At 71.7% G+C, this 15,047-nt stretch carries 31 protein-coding genes; 30 read left to right on the plus strand and 1 reads right to left on the minus strand.

The features are described from left to right. The first annotated feature begins 8 nt into the window (after window positions 1-8). The 30 genes from DVS28_RS25785 (at window position 9) to DVS28_RS25920 (ending at window position 14,845) form a co-directional block, all read left to right on the plus strand. Window positions 9-413: a hypothetical protein gene (locus tag DVS28_RS25785; protein WP_114594530.1), complete on the plus strand. Its 405-nt coding sequence runs from the start codon at window positions 9-11 to the stop codon at window positions 411-413. Between the two features lie 9 nt (window positions 414-422). Further along, the gene (locus DVS28_RS28820) at window positions 423-572 is read left to right on the plus strand and encodes a hypothetical protein (protein WP_164711090.1); all 150 of its coding nucleotides are present in this window, start codon (window positions 423-425) and stop codon (window positions 570-572) included. Then, window positions 569-1,339 carry a hypothetical protein gene (locus DVS28_RS25790; protein WP_114594531.1) on the plus strand — a complete coding sequence of 257 codons (771 nt, stop codon included), beginning with the start codon at window positions 569-571 and terminating at the stop codon, window positions 1,337-1,339. The genes DVS28_RS28820 and DVS28_RS25790 overlap by 4 nt, the downstream gene beginning before the upstream one ends. Further along, window positions 1,336-1,716 carry a hypothetical protein gene (locus tag DVS28_RS25795; RefSeq protein WP_114594532.1) on the plus strand — a complete coding sequence of 127 codons (381 nt, stop codon included), beginning with the start codon at window positions 1,336-1,338 and terminating at the stop codon, window positions 1,714-1,716. Before DVS28_RS25790 ends, DVS28_RS25795 begins: the two co-directional genes overlap by 4 nt. Before the next feature lie 124 nt (window positions 1,717-1,840). After that, complete coding sequence (locus DVS28_RS25800; RefSeq protein ID WP_114594533.1) at window positions 1,841-2,077, plus strand: hypothetical protein; 237 nt, start codon at window positions 1,841-1,843, stop codon at window positions 2,075-2,077. Further along, a complete protein-coding gene (locus tag DVS28_RS25805) occupies window positions 2,074-2,586 on the plus strand; it encodes a GNAT family N-acetyltransferase (protein ID WP_114594534.1) in 513 nt (170 codons plus the stop codon). The genes DVS28_RS25800 and DVS28_RS25805 overlap by 4 nt, the downstream gene beginning before the upstream one ends. Window positions 2,587-2,597: 11 nt before the next feature. After that, entirely contained in the window at window positions 2,598-2,945 is a 348-nt protein-coding gene (locus DVS28_RS25810) for a hypothetical protein (protein ID WP_114594535.1), read from the plus strand. After that, entirely contained in the window at window positions 2,938-3,201 is a 264-nt protein-coding gene (locus DVS28_RS25815; RefSeq protein WP_114594536.1) for a hypothetical protein, read from the plus strand. Before DVS28_RS25810 ends, DVS28_RS25815 begins: the two co-directional genes overlap by 8 nt. A 13-nt stretch (window positions 3,202-3,214) precedes the next feature. After that, complete coding sequence (locus DVS28_RS25820) at window positions 3,215-4,276, plus strand: DUF4262 domain-containing protein (protein WP_114594537.1); 1,062 nt, start codon at window positions 3,215-3,217, stop codon at window positions 4,274-4,276. A gap of 76 nt (window positions 4,277-4,352) precedes the next feature. Then, window positions 4,353-4,757, plus strand: a complete 405-nt coding sequence (locus DVS28_RS25825) for a DUF7715 family protein (RefSeq protein WP_114594538.1) — start codon at window positions 4,353-4,355, stop codon at window positions 4,755-4,757. Continuing rightward, complete coding sequence (locus DVS28_RS25830; protein ID WP_114594539.1) at window positions 4,757-4,978, plus strand: hypothetical protein; 222 nt, start codon at window positions 4,757-4,759, stop codon at window positions 4,976-4,978. The genes DVS28_RS25825 and DVS28_RS25830 overlap by 1 nt, the downstream gene beginning before the upstream one ends. Beyond that, window positions 4,975-5,148, plus strand: a complete 174-nt coding sequence (locus DVS28_RS28825) for a hypothetical protein (protein WP_164711091.1) — start codon at window positions 4,975-4,977, stop codon at window positions 5,146-5,148. The genes DVS28_RS25830 and DVS28_RS28825 overlap by 4 nt, the downstream gene beginning before the upstream one ends. After that, on the plus strand, window positions 5,145-5,576 hold the full coding sequence (locus DVS28_RS25835; protein WP_114594540.1) for a hypothetical protein: 432 nt from the start codon (window positions 5,145-5,147) through the stop codon (window positions 5,574-5,576). The genes DVS28_RS28825 and DVS28_RS25835 overlap by 4 nt, the downstream gene beginning before the upstream one ends. Before the next feature lie 13 nt (window positions 5,577-5,589). Further along, a complete protein-coding gene (locus DVS28_RS25840; protein ID WP_114594541.1) occupies window positions 5,590-5,856 on the plus strand; it encodes a hypothetical protein in 267 nt (88 codons plus the stop codon). Beyond that, a complete protein-coding gene (locus DVS28_RS25845) occupies window positions 5,853-6,320 on the plus strand; it encodes a hypothetical protein (RefSeq protein WP_114594542.1) in 468 nt (155 codons plus the stop codon). Before DVS28_RS25840 ends, DVS28_RS25845 begins: the two co-directional genes overlap by 4 nt. After that, complete coding sequence (locus DVS28_RS25850) at window positions 6,317-6,550, plus strand: hypothetical protein (RefSeq protein ID WP_164711092.1); 234 nt, start codon at window positions 6,317-6,319, stop codon at window positions 6,548-6,550. The genes DVS28_RS25845 and DVS28_RS25850 overlap by 4 nt, the downstream gene beginning before the upstream one ends. Window positions 6,551-6,555: 5 nt before the next feature. Continuing rightward, window positions 6,556-7,968: a DNA cytosine methyltransferase gene (locus tag DVS28_RS25855; RefSeq protein ID WP_245973677.1), complete on the plus strand. Its 1,413-nt coding sequence runs from the start codon at window positions 6,556-6,558 to the stop codon at window positions 7,966-7,968. 74 nt (window positions 7,969-8,042) lie between these two features. After that, on the plus strand, window positions 8,043-8,312 hold the full coding sequence (locus DVS28_RS25860) for a WYL domain-containing protein (RefSeq protein WP_114594545.1): 270 nt from the start codon (window positions 8,043-8,045) through the stop codon (window positions 8,310-8,312). 2 nt (window positions 8,313-8,314) lie between these two features. Further along, window positions 8,315-8,638: a hypothetical protein gene (locus DVS28_RS25865; protein WP_114594546.1), complete on the plus strand. Its 324-nt coding sequence runs from the start codon at window positions 8,315-8,317 to the stop codon at window positions 8,636-8,638. Window positions 8,639-8,640: 2 nt separating this feature from the next. Continuing rightward, complete coding sequence (locus DVS28_RS25870) at window positions 8,641-9,453, plus strand: hypothetical protein (protein WP_164711093.1); 813 nt, start codon at window positions 8,641-8,643, stop codon at window positions 9,451-9,453. Window positions 9,454-9,550: 97 nt separating this feature from the next. Further along, on the plus strand, window positions 9,551-9,988 hold the full coding sequence (locus DVS28_RS25875) for a hypothetical protein (protein ID WP_114594548.1): 438 nt from the start codon (window positions 9,551-9,553) through the stop codon (window positions 9,986-9,988). Next, the gene (locus DVS28_RS25880) at window positions 9,985-10,302 is read left to right on the plus strand and encodes a hypothetical protein (RefSeq protein ID WP_114594549.1); all 318 of its coding nucleotides are present in this window, start codon (window positions 9,985-9,987) and stop codon (window positions 10,300-10,302) included. The genes DVS28_RS25875 and DVS28_RS25880 overlap by 4 nt, the downstream gene beginning before the upstream one ends. After that, on the plus strand, window positions 10,299-11,018 hold the full coding sequence (locus DVS28_RS25885; RefSeq protein WP_114594550.1) for a hypothetical protein: 720 nt from the start codon (window positions 10,299-10,301) through the stop codon (window positions 11,016-11,018). The genes DVS28_RS25880 and DVS28_RS25885 overlap by 4 nt, the downstream gene beginning before the upstream one ends. A 192-nt stretch (window positions 11,019-11,210) precedes the next feature. After that, window positions 11,211-11,798: a hypothetical protein gene (locus DVS28_RS25890; RefSeq protein ID WP_114594551.1), complete on the plus strand. Its 588-nt coding sequence runs from the start codon at window positions 11,211-11,213 to the stop codon at window positions 11,796-11,798. Continuing rightward, entirely contained in the window at window positions 11,795-12,412 is a 618-nt protein-coding gene (locus DVS28_RS25895) for a hypothetical protein (RefSeq protein ID WP_114594552.1), read from the plus strand. Before DVS28_RS25890 ends, DVS28_RS25895 begins: the two co-directional genes overlap by 4 nt. After that, entirely contained in the window at window positions 12,409-12,669 is a 261-nt protein-coding gene (locus DVS28_RS25900) for a hypothetical protein (RefSeq protein ID WP_114594553.1), read from the plus strand. The genes DVS28_RS25895 and DVS28_RS25900 overlap by 4 nt, the downstream gene beginning before the upstream one ends. A gap of 71 nt (window positions 12,670-12,740) precedes the next feature. After that, complete coding sequence (locus DVS28_RS25905) at window positions 12,741-13,175, plus strand: hypothetical protein (RefSeq protein WP_164711094.1); 435 nt, start codon at window positions 12,741-12,743, stop codon at window positions 13,173-13,175. A 66-nt stretch (window positions 13,176-13,241) separates the two neighbouring features. Further along, complete coding sequence (locus tag DVS28_RS25910; RefSeq protein WP_114594555.1) at window positions 13,242-13,520, plus strand: hypothetical protein; 279 nt, start codon at window positions 13,242-13,244, stop codon at window positions 13,518-13,520. Window positions 13,521-13,547: 27 nt separating this feature from the next. Next, window positions 13,548-14,084 (plus strand): DUF262 domain-containing protein, encoded by a 537-nt coding sequence (locus DVS28_RS25915; protein ID WP_114594556.1) that lies wholly within the window; start codon window positions 13,548-13,550, stop codon window positions 14,082-14,084. A 92-nt stretch (window positions 14,085-14,176) separates the two neighbouring features. After that, window positions 14,177-14,845, plus strand: coding sequence for a hypothetical protein (locus tag DVS28_RS25920; RefSeq protein WP_114594557.1), 669 nt, complete (start codon window positions 14,177-14,179; stop codon window positions 14,843-14,845). On the opposite strand, the gene DVS28_RS25925 is transcribed toward DVS28_RS25920, so the two are convergent. Next, window positions 14,823-15,047 carry a hypothetical protein gene (locus DVS28_RS25925; protein WP_114594558.1) on the minus strand — a complete coding sequence of 75 codons (225 nt, stop codon included), beginning with the start codon at window positions 15,045-15,047 and terminating at the stop codon, window positions 14,823-14,825. The two genes, DVS28_RS25920 and DVS28_RS25925, sit on opposite strands and share 23 nt — an antisense overlap.

The raw sequence follows: 15,047 nt of genomic DNA on the forward strand, positions 1-15,047 counted from the left end.
CCCACCGCATGCAGACACTGACCACCTACCGGCTCAGCCCCGAGGAACGCCGCGAGGCCGCTGACCTGCTCGGCGGACTCACCAAGGTCTTCGAGGCCGACCCCGACCTCGACACCACGACCCGTGAGCGGCTGGAGACGTCGTTGACGTGGTTCTGGCGCAACGGTTCCAACCCGATCAGCGGCGAGAAGTTCGCCGCCAACCTCGCCGCACTCGACCTGCTCATCGAACGCCTCCACGCCCAGGCCGACCCCTCGTTCTGGGCGGCGGCTCTCCGGGCCGTCCCGCACACCCCCGACGCCCCCGAGACGTTCGGTGCCGGCATGGCCGAATCGCGGCTCCGCCAAGCCGAACGGCTCACTGCCTTCCGCAACCGGATCGCCAACCCCGCTCCGACCACCGACGACGAGTAGGAGACCCCGATGCCCCGCATCATCATCATCGGCACCGGACTGCCACGCCGAATCGTTCCCCGCGTCACCCCGGCACGATCCGGTGTCGGCGGCCACCTGCACGTCGGCACCGTCGGACTGTCCGGCTCCGCCACCCTCACGACGGGCGGCGGCCGATGACCGGCAACCTGCTCGTCGTGGACTGGGACTACTTCTTCCCGTCGCCCGACCCCGGCGATGACGACTGGGAGTACTTCGACTGGGCCCATCGGGAGAGCACGTTCTTCATCGAAGGGGTGTGGCCGTCCAGGGCGCAGTCGTTCCTCGCCAACGGCAGGCAGTTGCCGGGGCTCGTTGACGGGCCCGGATGGGCGACGCCCGCCGGGTTCTGGGACCGCGTGGACCTGGAGGACGGCGCCCACCTGATCGTCGTGGAGTCCAACGCCCGCGCACTGCTGGCCGGGTCCGGCTTCGACCACGTGTGGCTGTTCGACGCCCATCACGACTGCGGCTACACCAAGGGCCCCGACGCCGCCACCGCGTTGGCGCTGCGCGGCAGCGACCCAGGGGCGTTCTGGCAGTGCGGCGACTGGATGGTGCCGCTGCACGCCGCCGGCGCCGATCTGCACGTCCGCTACCCGACCTGGCGGACCCAGGCGATGACGATCGAACCCGAGCCGGTCGTCGAGGTCGACCGGGCCTTCGACGACGGCACGAGGCCGCCGGTGGCGTTCGACACCGTTGTGGTGTGCCGGTCCGGGGCTTGGGTGCCGCCCTGGCACGACCAGGCCTTCATCGGCTTCGTCGACGCCGCCCCCGTGGACACCATCGAGGTCCCCGAAGACGCCATCGACCCCATGACCCCCCGGCCCTTCGATGGCGACCTCGCGCGATCGCTTGCCGAGCAGACCCGCGAGCTCATGGCCGCCATGGAGGAGCGAGGATGACGCTGCCCCCCACCCAGCACCTCCTCCTCGACCTGCTCGCCGCCCGCGCACGTCTGGGTGAGGCCGTCTGGACAGTGCCGAACACCTGCCGGCAGGCCATCGACGCCCTCGCCGCGGACGGGTTGGTCAAGCACAAGTCGGCACCAGTCGCCGGGCACCAGCTGGTGTGGCTCACCGAGGCCGGCCGGGCGGAGGTGATGTCCGACGGGTACGTGCCGCCGCGCGACCGACCGACATGGGTGGCCGACACCGACGGGGCGATCACCGGGCCGTTCCACGACCAGCACGACGCCGACATCCACGCGGCCAGACACGGCGGAACCGTCCGACAGATCCACCCACCTGAACCCCTCGACCCCCAACCGAAAAAGAGCTAGTATTGATAGCACAACGCCAATGCTGACTTGGGAAGGGCTGGACCACCATGATCGTCGCCGCAATCGCCATCGGCTTGCTCCTCACCGCCATCTGCAGCGGCGGCTCCGAGCAGCCGTAGTCACGATGGCCACCACCACGTCCGACACCGTCGGTGTACCCGCCCTCCGCCGCCGCAGCGGCGGACGCGTCCACCTCCGCAGGGGCCTCACCGAGACCACCTGGTGCGGCGCGCTGACCTGGACCGCCGGCGACACCGACCTCGACCTCACGCCCGTGGCCCACACCACCGGCCCCGACGTCTGCGGCACCTGCTCGCGGCTTCGCTCGGCACCCTCGCGCCGCGCAAGGAGAACCCGATGACCGACACGATCGCCGGCCAGGCGACCGACCGCGTCCCCGTCCACTTCGTCGAGGTCGACACCGACCCGTTGGACACCGACACCCGAGTCGTCCTCGCCATCGTCATGCGGTCGGCCGCCTCGGGCGAGGGCGCGTGGCCCGACATCGCCGGTCTCGCCACCATCGACGACGACCGAGGCACCATCGAGATCGTCCGTGTCGACGAGAAGTGGCGCCGCCACGGGATCGGCAAGGCGCTCGTCACCGCCGCCGAGATCGCCGCCGGAACCGAACTCGGCCCGTCGCGGGAGTTCTCCCCCAACGGCAAGCGGCTGTGGCGCTCCCTCGGCCGCACCGTCCCCGCCACCGCCCGGTCCTGCCCCGCCCGCGAGGGCGACTCGTGGGGTGCGATGCTGATGGCCGAGGTCTGGTGGGCCCACGGCAAGGGCGACCTGGCCACCACGACGGTCCTGACCGAGCAGGTGCACGACCGCTGCGGCGGCGTCACCGTCCCCAACCCCGACAGCTGACAGGAACAGCCATGACCATCACCGTCAGCCCGGTGCAGACCACCGGGGAATCAGACCGGTTGCAGACCGCCTTCCAAGCCGTCCACGACGCCGAGCGGGCGGCCCTGGCGGTCATCGAGGCGAGCCTGCGGGCCGCCTGCAACCGTGTGCTGCCCCATCTGGAAGCGGTCATCGTCGACTCGCTCGAGGACGACTGCGCGGGCACCGTCAACGGTACCGACCAGCCCACCGCCCACCTCCCCGAGGCCGACCGCGACACCGTAGAGGCGCTCAACGAGGCCCTGTGGGCGGAGATGTCGTCGTTGCACCCCCACGCCGACGACCAGGGCCTGATCCGCATCGGACCAACCGATGCGTGAGGTCACCCGCGGCCCGGTCGTCGACGTCCCCGACGGCCAGGGACTGGTGATCCGCCGCCGCGAGATCCTCGTTGACGGCGTCCCCGTCGGGGCGGTGTCGGCCGCCGGTCAGACCGACGGCCCCGACGGGAAGTGGCGGCTGTTCGCCGGTGAGGGCTGGGGTGCGGAGGACGTCAACGGCAACAGACTGTGGGACATCAACCACACCACCCAGGCCGGGGCCGTCGACGCGCTCGTGCGTCACGCCACCCGGTAGCACAGGAGCAGCAGTGCCGATCGACCCGCTCAACCCCGGAGCCGCCGTCATGAAGATGGTCGCCGACACCATCAAGGAACACGGCCGGTGCATCCAAGGAGTCGGCTACAGCGACCCCATCTCGGTGCCGTTCACCTACACCATCGGTAACCACCCGGACAGCCCCGAGCTCATCATGTTCGGCTTGTCGATGCGTGACGCCGGACACCTGCTCAACCGGTTGAGCGACACCCGGACCGACGACATCCATCGGGCCGTGTCGAGCGGACCGACCACCATCACCCTCACCGACCCGGCTGCCCCCAACTGGTCGCTACGGGTCCGGCTGTCCCCGGTCGCGCCACGATGGGTGCTCGCCCACGCCCACCAGGCCCGCTACTACCACCGCACCGACGACCTGCCGTTCGTCCACGTCGAGGCCGCCGACGCCGGCGGACGGCTCCCCGGTGAGCGCGGCGTCGACGCCAAGTGGGAACAAGCGACACCCGTGCTCACCGGCGACGGGCCGGCCTATCGCGCGGCATGGCAGGCCAAGCCGGACGACCTCGCCATCGAGGTCGGCCCCCACGAACCCGACTGCGTCCTCCTCGTCCCCGTCTGCGAGGACCTGCCGGGCGGCCAGCCGTCGGTGTGGCTCGGGGCCCATGAGGCCGTCCCCGCACGTATGGAGTCCGACACGACGGCCACACCGCTGCGTCCCCCGTTGGCCACCTCGACCTGCCTGCCCGGCGACATCGTGACGGTCCGGCCGCGCCGCGACGACGACCCGTCGGCCGACGGCGAGGGGCTCCCCGTCCTGGTCGCGACCGGCCGAGTGAAGGAAACGACGGACAGGCGGATCGACTACGCCGTGACCGTGCCTGACGACGCCGCCTTCGACCGGGTCGGCGACTTCGTGGAGAACCTGGCCGGGGAGCCCGGCGCGTCGCTGGTGTGGCACCTCGGCGGCGTGTCGCTGATGGCCGCGCCCGACCGGGCGGCGCAGGTGGACCGTATGGCGCGGCGGCTGGTGCGCGACGGGCTGCTGCGGGAGGGCCAGTCAACGGGGCGGTTCTGGGCGGCCGACATCGCCTGACCGGGGACCCTTGACCCACCCCACCCATGAGTGCTACGATAGGTAGCACTACGTCGCTTCGGGAAGGGAGCACACGATGAAGATCCTCGTCGCCACCGCCAAGGGGCAGGGCATCCGCACCTCGGACTACCACTTCGCCACCGAGGGGGAGCACGTCGTGTTCGCCTCCGAGTGCGACCGCCGCGAGTCCATCGACGGCCGCTGCGGCTGCAAGCGCGGGTTGGCGGGCACCACCAGCCGCAAGGTCACCACCACCGCCCTCGTCATCGACGCCGACATCGACCGGCAGGACTACATCGACGGGATCGTCGCCGCGCAGGCCGAGGCGTGGGCGGATCTCATCCCCACCGAAGAACTGGTCGAGGAAGCCGAGGAGATGCTCCGCATCGCCGACTGCTTCCCCGTCGGCGCGGTCGTGGAGAAGCGCGGCACCTCCATCAAGATGCGCGACCCCCGCGCCGTCACCGCAACGTCCGCCTGATGGGCCCCCGCAAGCCACTCACCGCCGCCGACCGGGCCGCCGAACACACCGTCCGGCAAGCCGTCGACCGCTTCGCCGACCACGTCGAACCCCACGGCTACGTCGTTGCACGGGGCGGGCCGCACCGGGCCGACCGCGTCCTGCTCATCCTCACCCCCGACCAGGCCGACGACCTCGGCCCGCAACTCGCCGCACTCCTCGCAGAACGAGACACCCCATGACCGCGACCGCCACCCAGACCGTGCACCCCTGGCGGGTGCACGACACCCACACGGGCCAGACCATCCTCACCAGCGGCGACCAGACCTTCGCCCGCAGCATGGCCGCCGCCCACGAACCACGCCTCGAGCCCGGCTCCGCCATCCGCCGGTGGGCGGTCGAGCGGCCGTGAACACCAACACCATGAACACCCGTGTGCTGCTGAGGTATCGCGACGGGGCCAACTGCAAGCAGGACTGCTCCGTCGTCGTCACCGGCCCGCCCGACGGCAACCTCGTCGCACGGCTCACCGCGACCCTCGACTCCGGCGAGTTCCTCATCCCGCAGGACTGCGGACTCGAGGACCTCCGACCACAACTGGCCTTCACCGGATACCTCAACCCCGACGACCACTGCTGGGTGGAAGTCGAGGGGGTCGAGGCGACCACCGAAGACGCCAGACCCATGACGTTCGCCGCCCTGGTCGACCGTGCCGAGGCGGCCGCAGCCGCCGGATGGCCCTCCCAAGGCGTCGACCTGGACGACCTCCTCGACGCCGAAGCGGTCGTCTACGACGACAACGGCTCCGCCTGCACCCCCGCCGGCGAACTCGTCGCCTGACCGGAGAACACCGATGCCCAACAACCCCGCCGACGCGGACGACCGCCTCGCCGTGCCCGACCACGCCATCCACCGGATGGACTTCGAGTCCGTCGCCCAGCGCCGCACCGACGGCGGCGTTGACTGCTTCGTGTACCTGTCCGGCGAGGTCGTGTGGGCCTCCACCGGACATGCCGCCGAGGAGTTCCCCGCAGGACTCGACGACGCCGCCGGATGGGCCGGCAAGGCCTACGCCAAGCGGTTGGCCGACCTCGTCGACCGGGCAGGGAGGGGCCGATGACCACCACGACCACGGCCGCGCCACGCCCCAGCGACCTGGTCGGCCTCGACGGGGAGGACTGGGTGCGGGCCCACCAGCGGATCCTCGACGGCCTCCCCTACGGCTTCCCCTGCGCCAAGCCGAACCCGTCAACGGGCGAGTCGTGCAGCTCCGGCGGCGCCGGTGGCTGCGACGCCCCTGCGGTGCTGTACGGGCGCTGCCCGGCCCATCTGCCGCCGTCGTACTGCTCGCGCGCGGGTTGCGCGTCACCCCCGGCCCGCAACGGCCGCTGCGGCGACCACCAGGCCGGATGCGGAACGCCGCTGGTCACCTCCACCGTCGTCGGCCCGATGGTCGTCTGCGGCCGCAACGAGACCTGCACCACCTGCCTTTGCCGGTGGGAGGATGACTCCTACATGCGGGCGCTGTACCCCGCGCCGTACCGGACCGACGGGACCGTCCGCAAGAGCGGTGTTGCCGCATGATGGCCGCGCTGCACCGCAGGCAACCCGCCGACTCCACCGCACCCGCCGACGAACCGTTGGTCCACTGGGTCGACATGGGCGACCGGTTGATCGCGTGGGACGAGACGGCCGGGGCCGGATGGGTCGACGTCGACGCGTCCGCCCTGCCGCACGACTGGGGCGGCTGGACCACCTGTGCCTCGGACGGGGCCCCGTGGCCGCGCAGCCCCGTCGGGGAGGTCAACCCGTGACCGGCATGGCCACCGTCACGCCGCTGAGGACCTGCTCCGGGCCGGTGCTCACCGACATCGGCATCGCCGTCCGCGCCGCCGTGCCCACCGACCCCACCGCCGCGATGCGCCGCCTGTTCGGCGGTCTCGGCGAACTCGCCGCCGACGGGGACCTGGACGGGCCCGCGTTCACCGACGCGCTCGGCAGCAGCGACCCGCACGTCGTGGAGGTCGCCGCCGAGGTGCTCGCCTCGATCGCGGTCGACGCCGGACATGCCGTCCTGCGCGGGGCCGCCCTCACCGCTGCGGAGGTCGCCGACCACATCGGCAGCGTCACCTGGGCCGCCGCGGAGGCGTTGGACGCCGACGGCATCGACGGCACGTCCGCTGTGGTTGACGCTGCCGCCCTCATCGGCAGGGCCCATGAGGCCGCACGCCTCGGGTCCGCCGCGTTCGTCGACCTCGGTGACGGGTTCGCTGGGCTGGTGTTCGACGTCGGCGACGGCATCGTGCTCGACTGCTTCGCCGGGCCGGGCGGATGGTCGGAGGGTGCCCGGTCGATCGGGATCGACGACCTCGGTGTGGAGTGGGACGAGTGGGCCTGCGCGACCCGCGCCGCAGCCGGGCACTCCACGATCCGCGGTGACGTCGCCGCCCTGGACCTGTCGGGACTGCGTGGCCGCGTCACCGGGCTGATCTCCTCCCCGCCATGCCAGGCCTGGTCGGCAGCCGGGTCGAAGAAGGGGATGGACGACCCGCGCGGGGTGTTGATCGGCCAGCTCGAACGCTATGCCGTGGAGTTGCGTCCCCGCTGGGTCGCCGCGGAGCAGGTCGCCACCTCGGCGACGCGGTCGGTGTTCGACGGGGTCGCCGCCACCCTGGGTGCGATGGGGTACGCGACGTGGGTCGGGACGCTCAACGCCGCCGACTTCGGTGTCGCCCAGACCCGCAACCGCCTGTTCCTGATGGCGTCGCGGATACGCGCCGATGTCGGCCCGCCAGAGCCCACCCACGGCCAGGACGGCCCCACGCTGCTGCGTCCCGACCTGGCCCGGTGGACCACGATGGCGGAGGCCGTCGGCTGGGGGCTCGTTGACCGGCCCGCCTACACCATCCCGTCGCAGCGGTCGGGGTCGGGGGAGCGGTTGGAGGGCGGGTCGGGGGCGCGGCGGCTGTACGCGGCCGCGCAGGCCGCCGGTCGGTGGAAGCCCCGGTTCTCCGGAGGCCCGCCGGACCCGAAGGACATCAAGGCCTACGCGGCCGACGGGGGCACGATCGGCCGTCCCGACCCCGGCGAACTCGGTGTGCTGCAGGGGTTCCGGCCCGACTACCCGTGGCAGGGGCCGCTGCCACGTGCGCGCAAGCAGCAGCTCGCCCAGATCGGCAACGCCGTCTGCCCGCCGGTGGCGGCACGGGTGATCGGTGACCTCGTTGCGTGACCCCGCCGACCTTGACCTCCAAACGATGAAGTGCTAAGATAGGTCGCACAGCAGTCGAGCAGAGGAGACAGAAGATGGCCGCCACCAGCACGATCACCCTGACCGGGGACACCGAGACCACCCTGACCATCCCCGAGGTCGCCGCACTCCTGCTGGACGCCGCCGGCAAGTCCGGCACGGTCCTGATCGCCTACAGCCACCCGCGCAACGGCGTCACCGCCCGCGTCATCCGCCCCCGCACCGTCCTGCTCGACAAGGGCATCGTCCGCGCCTGGGACGCCGTCCGCAACGACTGGCGCTCCTTCAAGCTCGACGGCATCCGTTCCATCGACACCGTCAACTGACCGTGGCCGGAGCCGTGCGGACCCGGAGCGCCGAACGGCTCTGGGTCCGCCTCCACTTCACGGCCCCCGGCAACACCGCCGAACGTGCGGCCCTCGTCGATGCGATCAAGGACGCCTTCGACGTGCCCGACGACGTGCAGATGTACCTCGTCCGCCACCACTGGCTCAACGTCAACCCGGTGCCAGCGGTCGCTGACGAGGTGCTTGGGTGGCTGGCCGAGAACCTGCCCGGCAACGTCATCGCGGTCTACGCGATGAACCCGGCCGCTGCCGCCAGCCCCGCCTTGGCCGCACTGTCCGACCACGTGGCCGGTTCGCGACGGTGACGATGGCCATACCCCCCGATCCGGCGGCCCTGACGGGGAGCGGCCGGATGCGGCTGTTCCACGCCACCCCCGTCCACCTCGGGCCGGGCGATGAACTGCTGCCCGCCTCGCGGTCGGGCACGAGCGTCTGGGGCGACGGGTTCCCCGGTGAGGAGTGGCGCCGCGCCCGTGTCTGGCTGTCCGCCACCCCGCAGGACGCCGCCGACTGGCTGGGCGGCTGGTACGACGGAGGGCCGACCAGGGTCGTGGAGGTCCGCGCGCCCGATGCCGTTCGCCTCGAGGTCGACCCCGACGACGAGGAATCGCTCGACCACGGAATGACCGGGCAGTGGCACGCCCCGACCGCGACGATCGTCGGTGTCGTCCCGCCACCCCCTGCTGAGGAACGTGAGCGCATGAACGGTGATGCCGCCGAGTTCGACCCCGACGACCTGGACCTGTCGGCGTTGACCGACGAGGAGCTCGACTCGTTGCGCCGACGCGTCGATGCCGAGCGGATGGCCCGGCACGCTGCCCAGTTCACCATCGGCGACACGATCACGATCAACGGCCGGATCGAACCGGCCAAGCTGGCCGGCGCGACCGGCACGGTGGTGAAGGTCAACGCCCGGACGGTCGCGGTGGTGCTCGACGACGAGGGTCTCGTCGCACCGTCGTACCGAAACGCCGACGGATCGGTGAACGTCCGCTTGGCGCGGTCACCGCCGAGTAGCGGCAGCCACGCGGGGCCGGACGACCATCCACACAAGGAGTGCCCGTGGTTCGGGCGGACGTCGATGAGGAAGCCCTTGACGCCCCTCGAACCCCTTTGCTAAGATTACTAGCACAAAGGCGGGAGCGACGAGCCCGGCGCCGTCGCCCCGCCTCACCAAACTTCACCCCGCCACTGCGAACACGGGAAGGGCGCAGCCGATGACCACCCCACTCCTCAGCCAACCCCTCACCCTGGGCGACCTGCCCATCGGCGCGACCGTCACCTGGCGCGGCAAGGACCGGGCGATCCTCGGCCACGACCGCACCACCGGAGAGGTCCTCCTCGACCCCTGCGGCGAGGGCAACCGGGTCGGCGTGTCACCCCACTGCCCCGTCCCCGGCAGCAAGGACCCGACCCCCGTCGTCGCCAACCGGCCCGCCGGCCGGACCGGCCAGATCGTCTTCGCCGTCACCGGCGGCGGGATCGCCTACCCCGACCGGTTCTGGGGTCCCGTCCCTGCCGACGCCCCCGACACCGCCCTCATCGCCGTGCAGGAACGGGCCCGCGCCCACCTTCTCGCCGACGCCACCGGCACGGTCCCCCGGACCGTCACCGGGACGTGGCACCCGCTGACCGCCCCGGAAGGGGCCGCATGACCGCCGTCCACGACCCCGCCGCCACCCTGCCCTCAACCGTCCAGCAGCTCTGGGGCCACTGGGAAGCCCGGCACGGCGGGCACCCGCAGTACGGGCACTGGCGCACCGACGCCGTCCCGGCACGGATGACCCGCAGGATCGGCGGCGGCGACACGTTCGTCCGCACCGAACCCGGCGACCTGGTCCTCGTCCACAGCGACATCGACGGGTTGGCCATGCGCGCCACCCGGCACGCCTACTGCCCACGCGTCGGCGGCAACGTCGCAGTCCGCTACGGCGACTACACCCCACTCGAAACGGAGGACACCCCATGACCGCCACCGCCACCCTGACCGTTCCCGCGGAACTGATCGGCGCGCTCAGGACCGTGCTCGGACTCGCCCACACCGACGTCTCCGACGGGCTGCGCGACTGGGGCCAGCAGGACTGCCTCGACTGCGGAGCCGACGACGAACCCTGCGAGGACCACATCGGCGACCACGATCTGGTCGCGGACATCGGTGCCCTGCTCGGACTGCTGCCCGCCGAAACCAACCCCGCGACGACGGCGGTAGTGACGGCGACCGTCGCGCTGAACGTCACGATCGACCTTGAGAACGCCATGCCGAGCGGCGTCACCGGACAGGCCACCGATGCCGAACAGGGAACGGCCCGTTGGCTCGTCGCCTCGCTGCTCGGGGTCCTGGGGACGCCGGGCGGCCGGATCACCAACATCGACGTCACGACCGACACGACCACCACCCTCGACGCTGCGGCTGCCGTCCCTTTCGCCGAGTACGTCCGGGACCTGCTCACCCTCACCGACGAGTGCGACGCCCCAGGCGACCACCTCGAATGGATTCACAGCGACCTGTTCAGCCGCGCCCGGGCGATCTGGGGTCCCCGGCGGATCGTCGCCGACGCGACGGTCGAGGTCGCACTCGCAGCCGACCAGCTCAAGCGGCTCAACGGCTCCGACTTCATCGCCGGCGCCGCCCGTGACCTCGGGGGGACCGTCACCGTTGACGTGCGGCGCATCGACCTGCACTGACGCCGGGCCGACGCCGTCGCACCCCGGTCCGTGTCGGGAGAACTGGATCGGGGGTGAGGATGGCCCCCTCCATCATCGGCAACAGCAGGGCCGGGGGTCTCGCCGCCGGAAAGGTGGTCCCGTGTGGCCCCGGTGCGTCGGGGGCCGCCGCTACGATCCGGACGTGCGGACGCGACCCATCCGCCGCTCAGCATGACCGACACCACCCACCACGCCACCCCGAGCCGCGACGACATCGTCGACCGGCTCGTCTCCGCCGGCTCGTCCGCAACCGACGCCCACCAGGACGCTGACCTGCTGCTGGCCAACGCCGCTGAACTCGACCCTGACCACCGGCCCGGCTATCTCGCCCGGATGCTCGCCGGGGAGGAGTTGCGCGGCTTCGTCGCCGCATCCGGCCGCGTCACGATCGCCACTGGCGACGCGGACTCCGCCGTTCTGGTGTCCACCGGTCCGGGCAGGTGGCACGGCCCCGAATGCGGCGACGACACCATCGGATGGGTGCGGGCCGCCCGGATCAACCGGACCGTTGCCGACCGTGCCGGCGACGGACTTCTCGGCGAGCTCGTCGCGCTCCTCAACGGCTTCGACGACATCGTCATCACCCACCGGTGGGCGTTGACGCTCGACGGGACGCCCGTGACCCCCGACGACCTCGCCAGCGACGACGTCCGCTCCGCCGTCCGGGCCGCCATCGAGACACTGCTGGACGCCCCCGACCCGACGGACGCCCCCCTTCGCGGGATCGTGCTGGACCCGGCCGGGGGGCCGCTGGGATGAGTGGCGACACCATCATCGGCCACGGCTTGGGTGCACGGGCCAAGGACGCTCGGGCGCTGTTCGAGCGGTACTGCCCGAACGGTGCCGAGGACGAGACACGCGCCCTGTACGAGTACCTGTGCCTGCTCGCGGCGATGGACCACCGCGACGGCAGCGACGGTCGGGCAGAGTCGCCCTACCGGCTCGTCATCGAGTACGGCACCCCGTTCACCTGCGACAACAGCGACGCGGGCCTTGCTGCGGCCGGGTTGGCCCGCGGTCAGCGGCGCGAATGCGCCAAGAACGCGTGGCGGGCCATGTCCGACCACCGGTTGGTCTACGTCGAGGGGTACGGCCGCAACCTGATCCCCGGGACCTGGCACGCCTGGAACCACGACCCGGTGGGGTGCCGGTCCTTTGACCTGACCTGGCGTCCCGACCCCGACACCACGCCCGCCTGGATCGGCATCCCCTTCACCACCGCCGCCGTCACAGCCACCTCCGGCCACACCGGCCGCTACGGACTCCTTCCGGAAGTGGCGCTCACCCGCGACCGTCTCCACGACATGATCCACCCCTGCCTCAACGACCTGCGTGCCGCCAACGGCCAGCCACCGATCGGACAGACCCGATGACACGATGCTGCATCCGTTGCAACGCCGAGGTCGCCGACGCACTCCGGACCGACCCGGCCAACGGGCCCGTCCCGGCCGAACGGGCCGTGGTGTTCACCTCCTCCGGCAACTACGGCTCGGCCGTGTTCGACCCCGACGAACCCGGCAAGACCCTCGAGGTCGTCGTGTGCGACGACTGCCTGGCCGACCCCACCACGCCGGTGCAGGCATGGACGACCCGCACCCGGATCATCCGCGAATCCGACCGCCGGCCCTGACCGGCGGGCCGAAGGCCGCCGACCATCGGCCGACAACACCGAAGACGCCCCGCGACCGCCCCGAGGACACCGTGAACACCGCACCGATCGCCCACGACCGCGTCGCCGTCACCGTCAACGGGGCCGACATCGACCTCGTCAGCGTTGGCGACCACTGGATCGGCTCCGTCGCCGACACCGTCAACCCGGCACCCACCGTCCTGGTGCTGGCCCCGATGCGGTCGGGGGCGTGGCGGGTCATGGCCGACCACGCGCGCGGATGGCACGTCTCGGGCTGTCGTCCGCTGCGCCACGCCCCCTACGTCGCGACCCACCGGACCCGCGAAGCAGCACTGATCGACCTCGGAAGCGCTGCGGAGATGCACCGGGCCGCCGCCGGACGGCGCTCCATGCCCGACCCCCACCCGTGCCCGTCCGGTGACTGCTGGTCCCACGTCGGGCACGGCGGGCCGTTCGACGGTCCGATGGTCGCCACCGCCGCCCAGCGCCTCGGCAAGGTCGGGTGACCACCCCCCACCACCATCCAACATAGCCTAGTTGCTAATAACGCTAGCACTTGCTAGTCTGTGGGTGTGGCCGACGCACTCGCGACCGAACTCCTCATCCGCTTCACCGGTGTCATCCTCGCGGTCGGCTGCGGCGTCGGGGCACTCCTCGCCGCCACCGACCGGCGGTGGCTGACCGGCGCCGCCCTCGCCATTGCCCTGGTCGCCGTGCCCGCCACCGCAGGTGCCATCGCCGACGGCATCACCGGTGCCGGATGGGCCCCCGCGCTCCGGTCCGCCGCTGCCCTGGCCATCCCCGCATGGCTGCTGTACGAGGACCGCGACCACTTCGACCCCGTCCGCTGACCAGGACCGCACACGAGAGGCCACCCCATGCCCGGAACGCTGCCCGCCTACCAACTCCAACCCTACGGCCGCCACGCCATGCAGTTCACCCGCCCCGACGACGGCGCGCCCCTGCTGGACCTCGCCCCGCCCTACCAGCGCGGCCGCGTGTGGACGCCCGAGCAACGGGTCAACCTGATCCGCTCCCTGCAGATGGGCCTGCCCATCGGCGCCGTGCTCACCAGCTTCCGGGGCTGGGAGACCACCGACGGGACCTACGCCGTCGTCGACGGACGCCAGCGCATCGAAACGCTCCGCGCATGGGCCGCCGGGGACCTGCGCGTCCCCGCCGACTTCTTCAACGACGACAACATCCAGCAGGTCGCCGAGGACGGCACCGTCTCCTCCGCCGACCTGACCGCGCGTGGCACCAGGAACTGGCAGCGGTGGCCCGTCAACGAACTGCAGGCATCTGGCCTGTCCCTCGCCGAGGAGGCAAACCTGTACCTCCTCATCAACTTCGGTGGCACCCCCCAGACCGACGCAGACCGGCTCCGCGCGGCGACCGTGGCTTCCCGTGGATGACCCCCACGTCCTGCCGGTGACGCACCTGCCGGGCACCGACACCCTGCCCGTCCACATCGATCAGCCAACCGACACGACGTCCTGCCTGGTCGATGTCGCCCGGTCCCCGCACGGACGGTGACACCGGCCGGGTCCACACCGTGCCCACCGGACTCGACGCCGACGTGGACTCGGGAACGATCCGGCTGGTGTGGGCCGACGTGCGGAACCACGACCTCGCCTGGCCGCCCGACAGATCCCCGATGACGCAACGACACAAGGAGGCCCTCATGGGCTGGTGGAGCACAGACCTCATGGGCGGCGACGCCCCAATGGACATCCACGGCTGGTGGACCGACAAGGCCGGCCTCGACTTCGACGACCTGCCCTATCCGGGCCGGGCGCTCACCACCGCCCAGGCCGACGCGGTCGCCGCCGTCCTCCCCGCCGACCTCGACGCCGCCAAGGCCACCCTCAGCCGATGGGAGACCCACGGGCCCGACCCCGTCGCCCGGCATCTCCTCGGGATCGTCTGGATGCAGACCGGACGGCCCATGCCCGACGACATCAAGGCCCACGTCGTGTCGCTCAACGACACCGACCTGGCCGCCTGGCACGGCGACCCCGACCGCGAAGCCGCGCTGGACGCCTTCGCCGATACCGTGAACGCCTACACGGGCGGCCAGCGGATGGAGTTCACCTCCAAGGGACTGTTCGCCGCAATCAACGACCTGGTCACCGACGGTCGCCCCGGCTTGGTCAACCATCCGGTCGACCACTGACACCCGTCAGGACGACCCGCCGTCCGGCACGGGCAAGCGGCGGACCCGCCGCCACCTGACCGCGGCCACCGACACCCCCGTCCCCAGCGGCCGCCTCACCGCCGTCACCCGAGGCATCGGCGATCGCGGTCGCGGTCGCGTACCAGTTGCGCACCCGACCACGGCCGACGGTGTCGGCGCCGGTGACGACAATGAAGACCAC

The sequence above is a fragment of the Euzebya pacifica genome, from assembly GCF_003344865.1.
GTDB classification, from domain to species: domain Bacteria; phylum Actinomycetota; class Nitriliruptoria; order Euzebyales; family Euzebyaceae; genus Euzebya; species Euzebya pacifica.

Coding starts and splice junctions, on each gene's coding strand:
- DVS28_RS25840 (WP_114594541.1), top strand. CDS start 5,590: ATGCCCAACAACCCCGCCGACGCGGACGACCGCCTCGCCGTGCCCGAC.
- DVS28_RS28820 (WP_164711090.1), top strand. CDS start 423: ATGCCCCGCATCATCATCATCGGCACCGGACTGCCACGCCGAATCGTT.
- DVS28_RS25845 (WP_114594542.1), top strand. CDS start 5,853: ATGACCACCACGACCACGGCCGCGCCACGCCCCAGCGACCTGGTCGGC.
- DVS28_RS25790 (WP_114594531.1), top strand. CDS start 569: ATGACCGGCAACCTGCTCGTCGTGGACTGGGACTACTTCTTCCCGTCG.
- DVS28_RS28825 (WP_164711091.1), top strand. CDS start 4,975: ATGACCGCGACCGCCACCCAGACCGTGCACCCCTGGCGGGTGCACGAC.
- DVS28_RS25870 (WP_164711093.1), top strand. CDS start 8,641: ATGGCCATACCCCCCGATCCGGCGGCCCTGACGGGGAGCGGCCGGATG.
- DVS28_RS25830 (WP_114594539.1), top strand. CDS start 4,757: ATGGGCCCCCGCAAGCCACTCACCGCCGCCGACCGGGCCGCCGAACAC.
- DVS28_RS25810 (WP_114594535.1), top strand. CDS start 2,598: ATGACCATCACCGTCAGCCCGGTGCAGACCACCGGGGAATCAGACCGG.
- DVS28_RS25815 (WP_114594536.1), top strand. CDS start 2,938: ATGCGTGAGGTCACCCGCGGCCCGGTCGTCGACGTCCCCGACGGCCAG.
- DVS28_RS25785 (WP_114594530.1), top strand. CDS start 9: ATGCAGACACTGACCACCTACCGGCTCAGCCCCGAGGAACGCCGCGAG.
- DVS28_RS25885 (WP_114594550.1), top strand. CDS start 10,299: ATGACCGCCACCGCCACCCTGACCGTTCCCGCGGAACTGATCGGCGCG.
- DVS28_RS25795 (WP_114594532.1), top strand. CDS start 1,336: ATGACGCTGCCCCCCACCCAGCACCTCCTCCTCGACCTGCTCGCCGCC.
- DVS28_RS25805 (WP_114594534.1), top strand. CDS start 2,074: ATGACCGACACGATCGCCGGCCAGGCGACCGACCGCGTCCCCGTCCAC.
- DVS28_RS25850 (WP_164711092.1), top strand. CDS start 6,317: ATGATGGCCGCGCTGCACCGCAGGCAACCCGCCGACTCCACCGCACCC.
- DVS28_RS25825 (WP_114594538.1), top strand. CDS start 4,353: ATGAAGATCCTCGTCGCCACCGCCAAGGGGCAGGGCATCCGCACCTCG.
- DVS28_RS25890 (WP_114594551.1), top strand. CDS start 11,211: ATGACCGACACCACCCACCACGCCACCCCGAGCCGCGACGACATCGTC.
- DVS28_RS25880 (WP_114594549.1), top strand. CDS start 9,985: ATGACCGCCGTCCACGACCCCGCCGCCACCCTGCCCTCAACCGTCCAG.
- DVS28_RS25900 (WP_114594553.1), top strand. CDS start 12,409: ATGACACGATGCTGCATCCGTTGCAACGCCGAGGTCGCCGACGCACTC.
- DVS28_RS25920 (WP_114594557.1), top strand. CDS start 14,177: ATGTCGCCCGGTCCCCGCACGGACGGTGACACCGGCCGGGTCCACACC.
- DVS28_RS25855 (WP_245973677.1), top strand. CDS start 6,556: ATGGCCACCGTCACGCCGCTGAGGACCTGCTCCGGGCCGGTGCTCACC.
- DVS28_RS25915 (WP_114594556.1), top strand. CDS start 13,548: ATGCCCGGAACGCTGCCCGCCTACCAACTCCAACCCTACGGCCGCCAC.
- DVS28_RS25860 (WP_114594545.1), top strand. CDS start 8,043: ATGGCCGCCACCAGCACGATCACCCTGACCGGGGACACCGAGACCACC.
- DVS28_RS25800 (WP_114594533.1), top strand. CDS start 1,841: ATGGCCACCACCACGTCCGACACCGTCGGTGTACCCGCCCTCCGCCGC.
- DVS28_RS25875 (WP_114594548.1), top strand. CDS start 9,551: ATGACCACCCCACTCCTCAGCCAACCCCTCACCCTGGGCGACCTGCCC.
- DVS28_RS25895 (WP_114594552.1), top strand. CDS start 11,795: ATGAGTGGCGACACCATCATCGGCCACGGCTTGGGTGCACGGGCCAAG.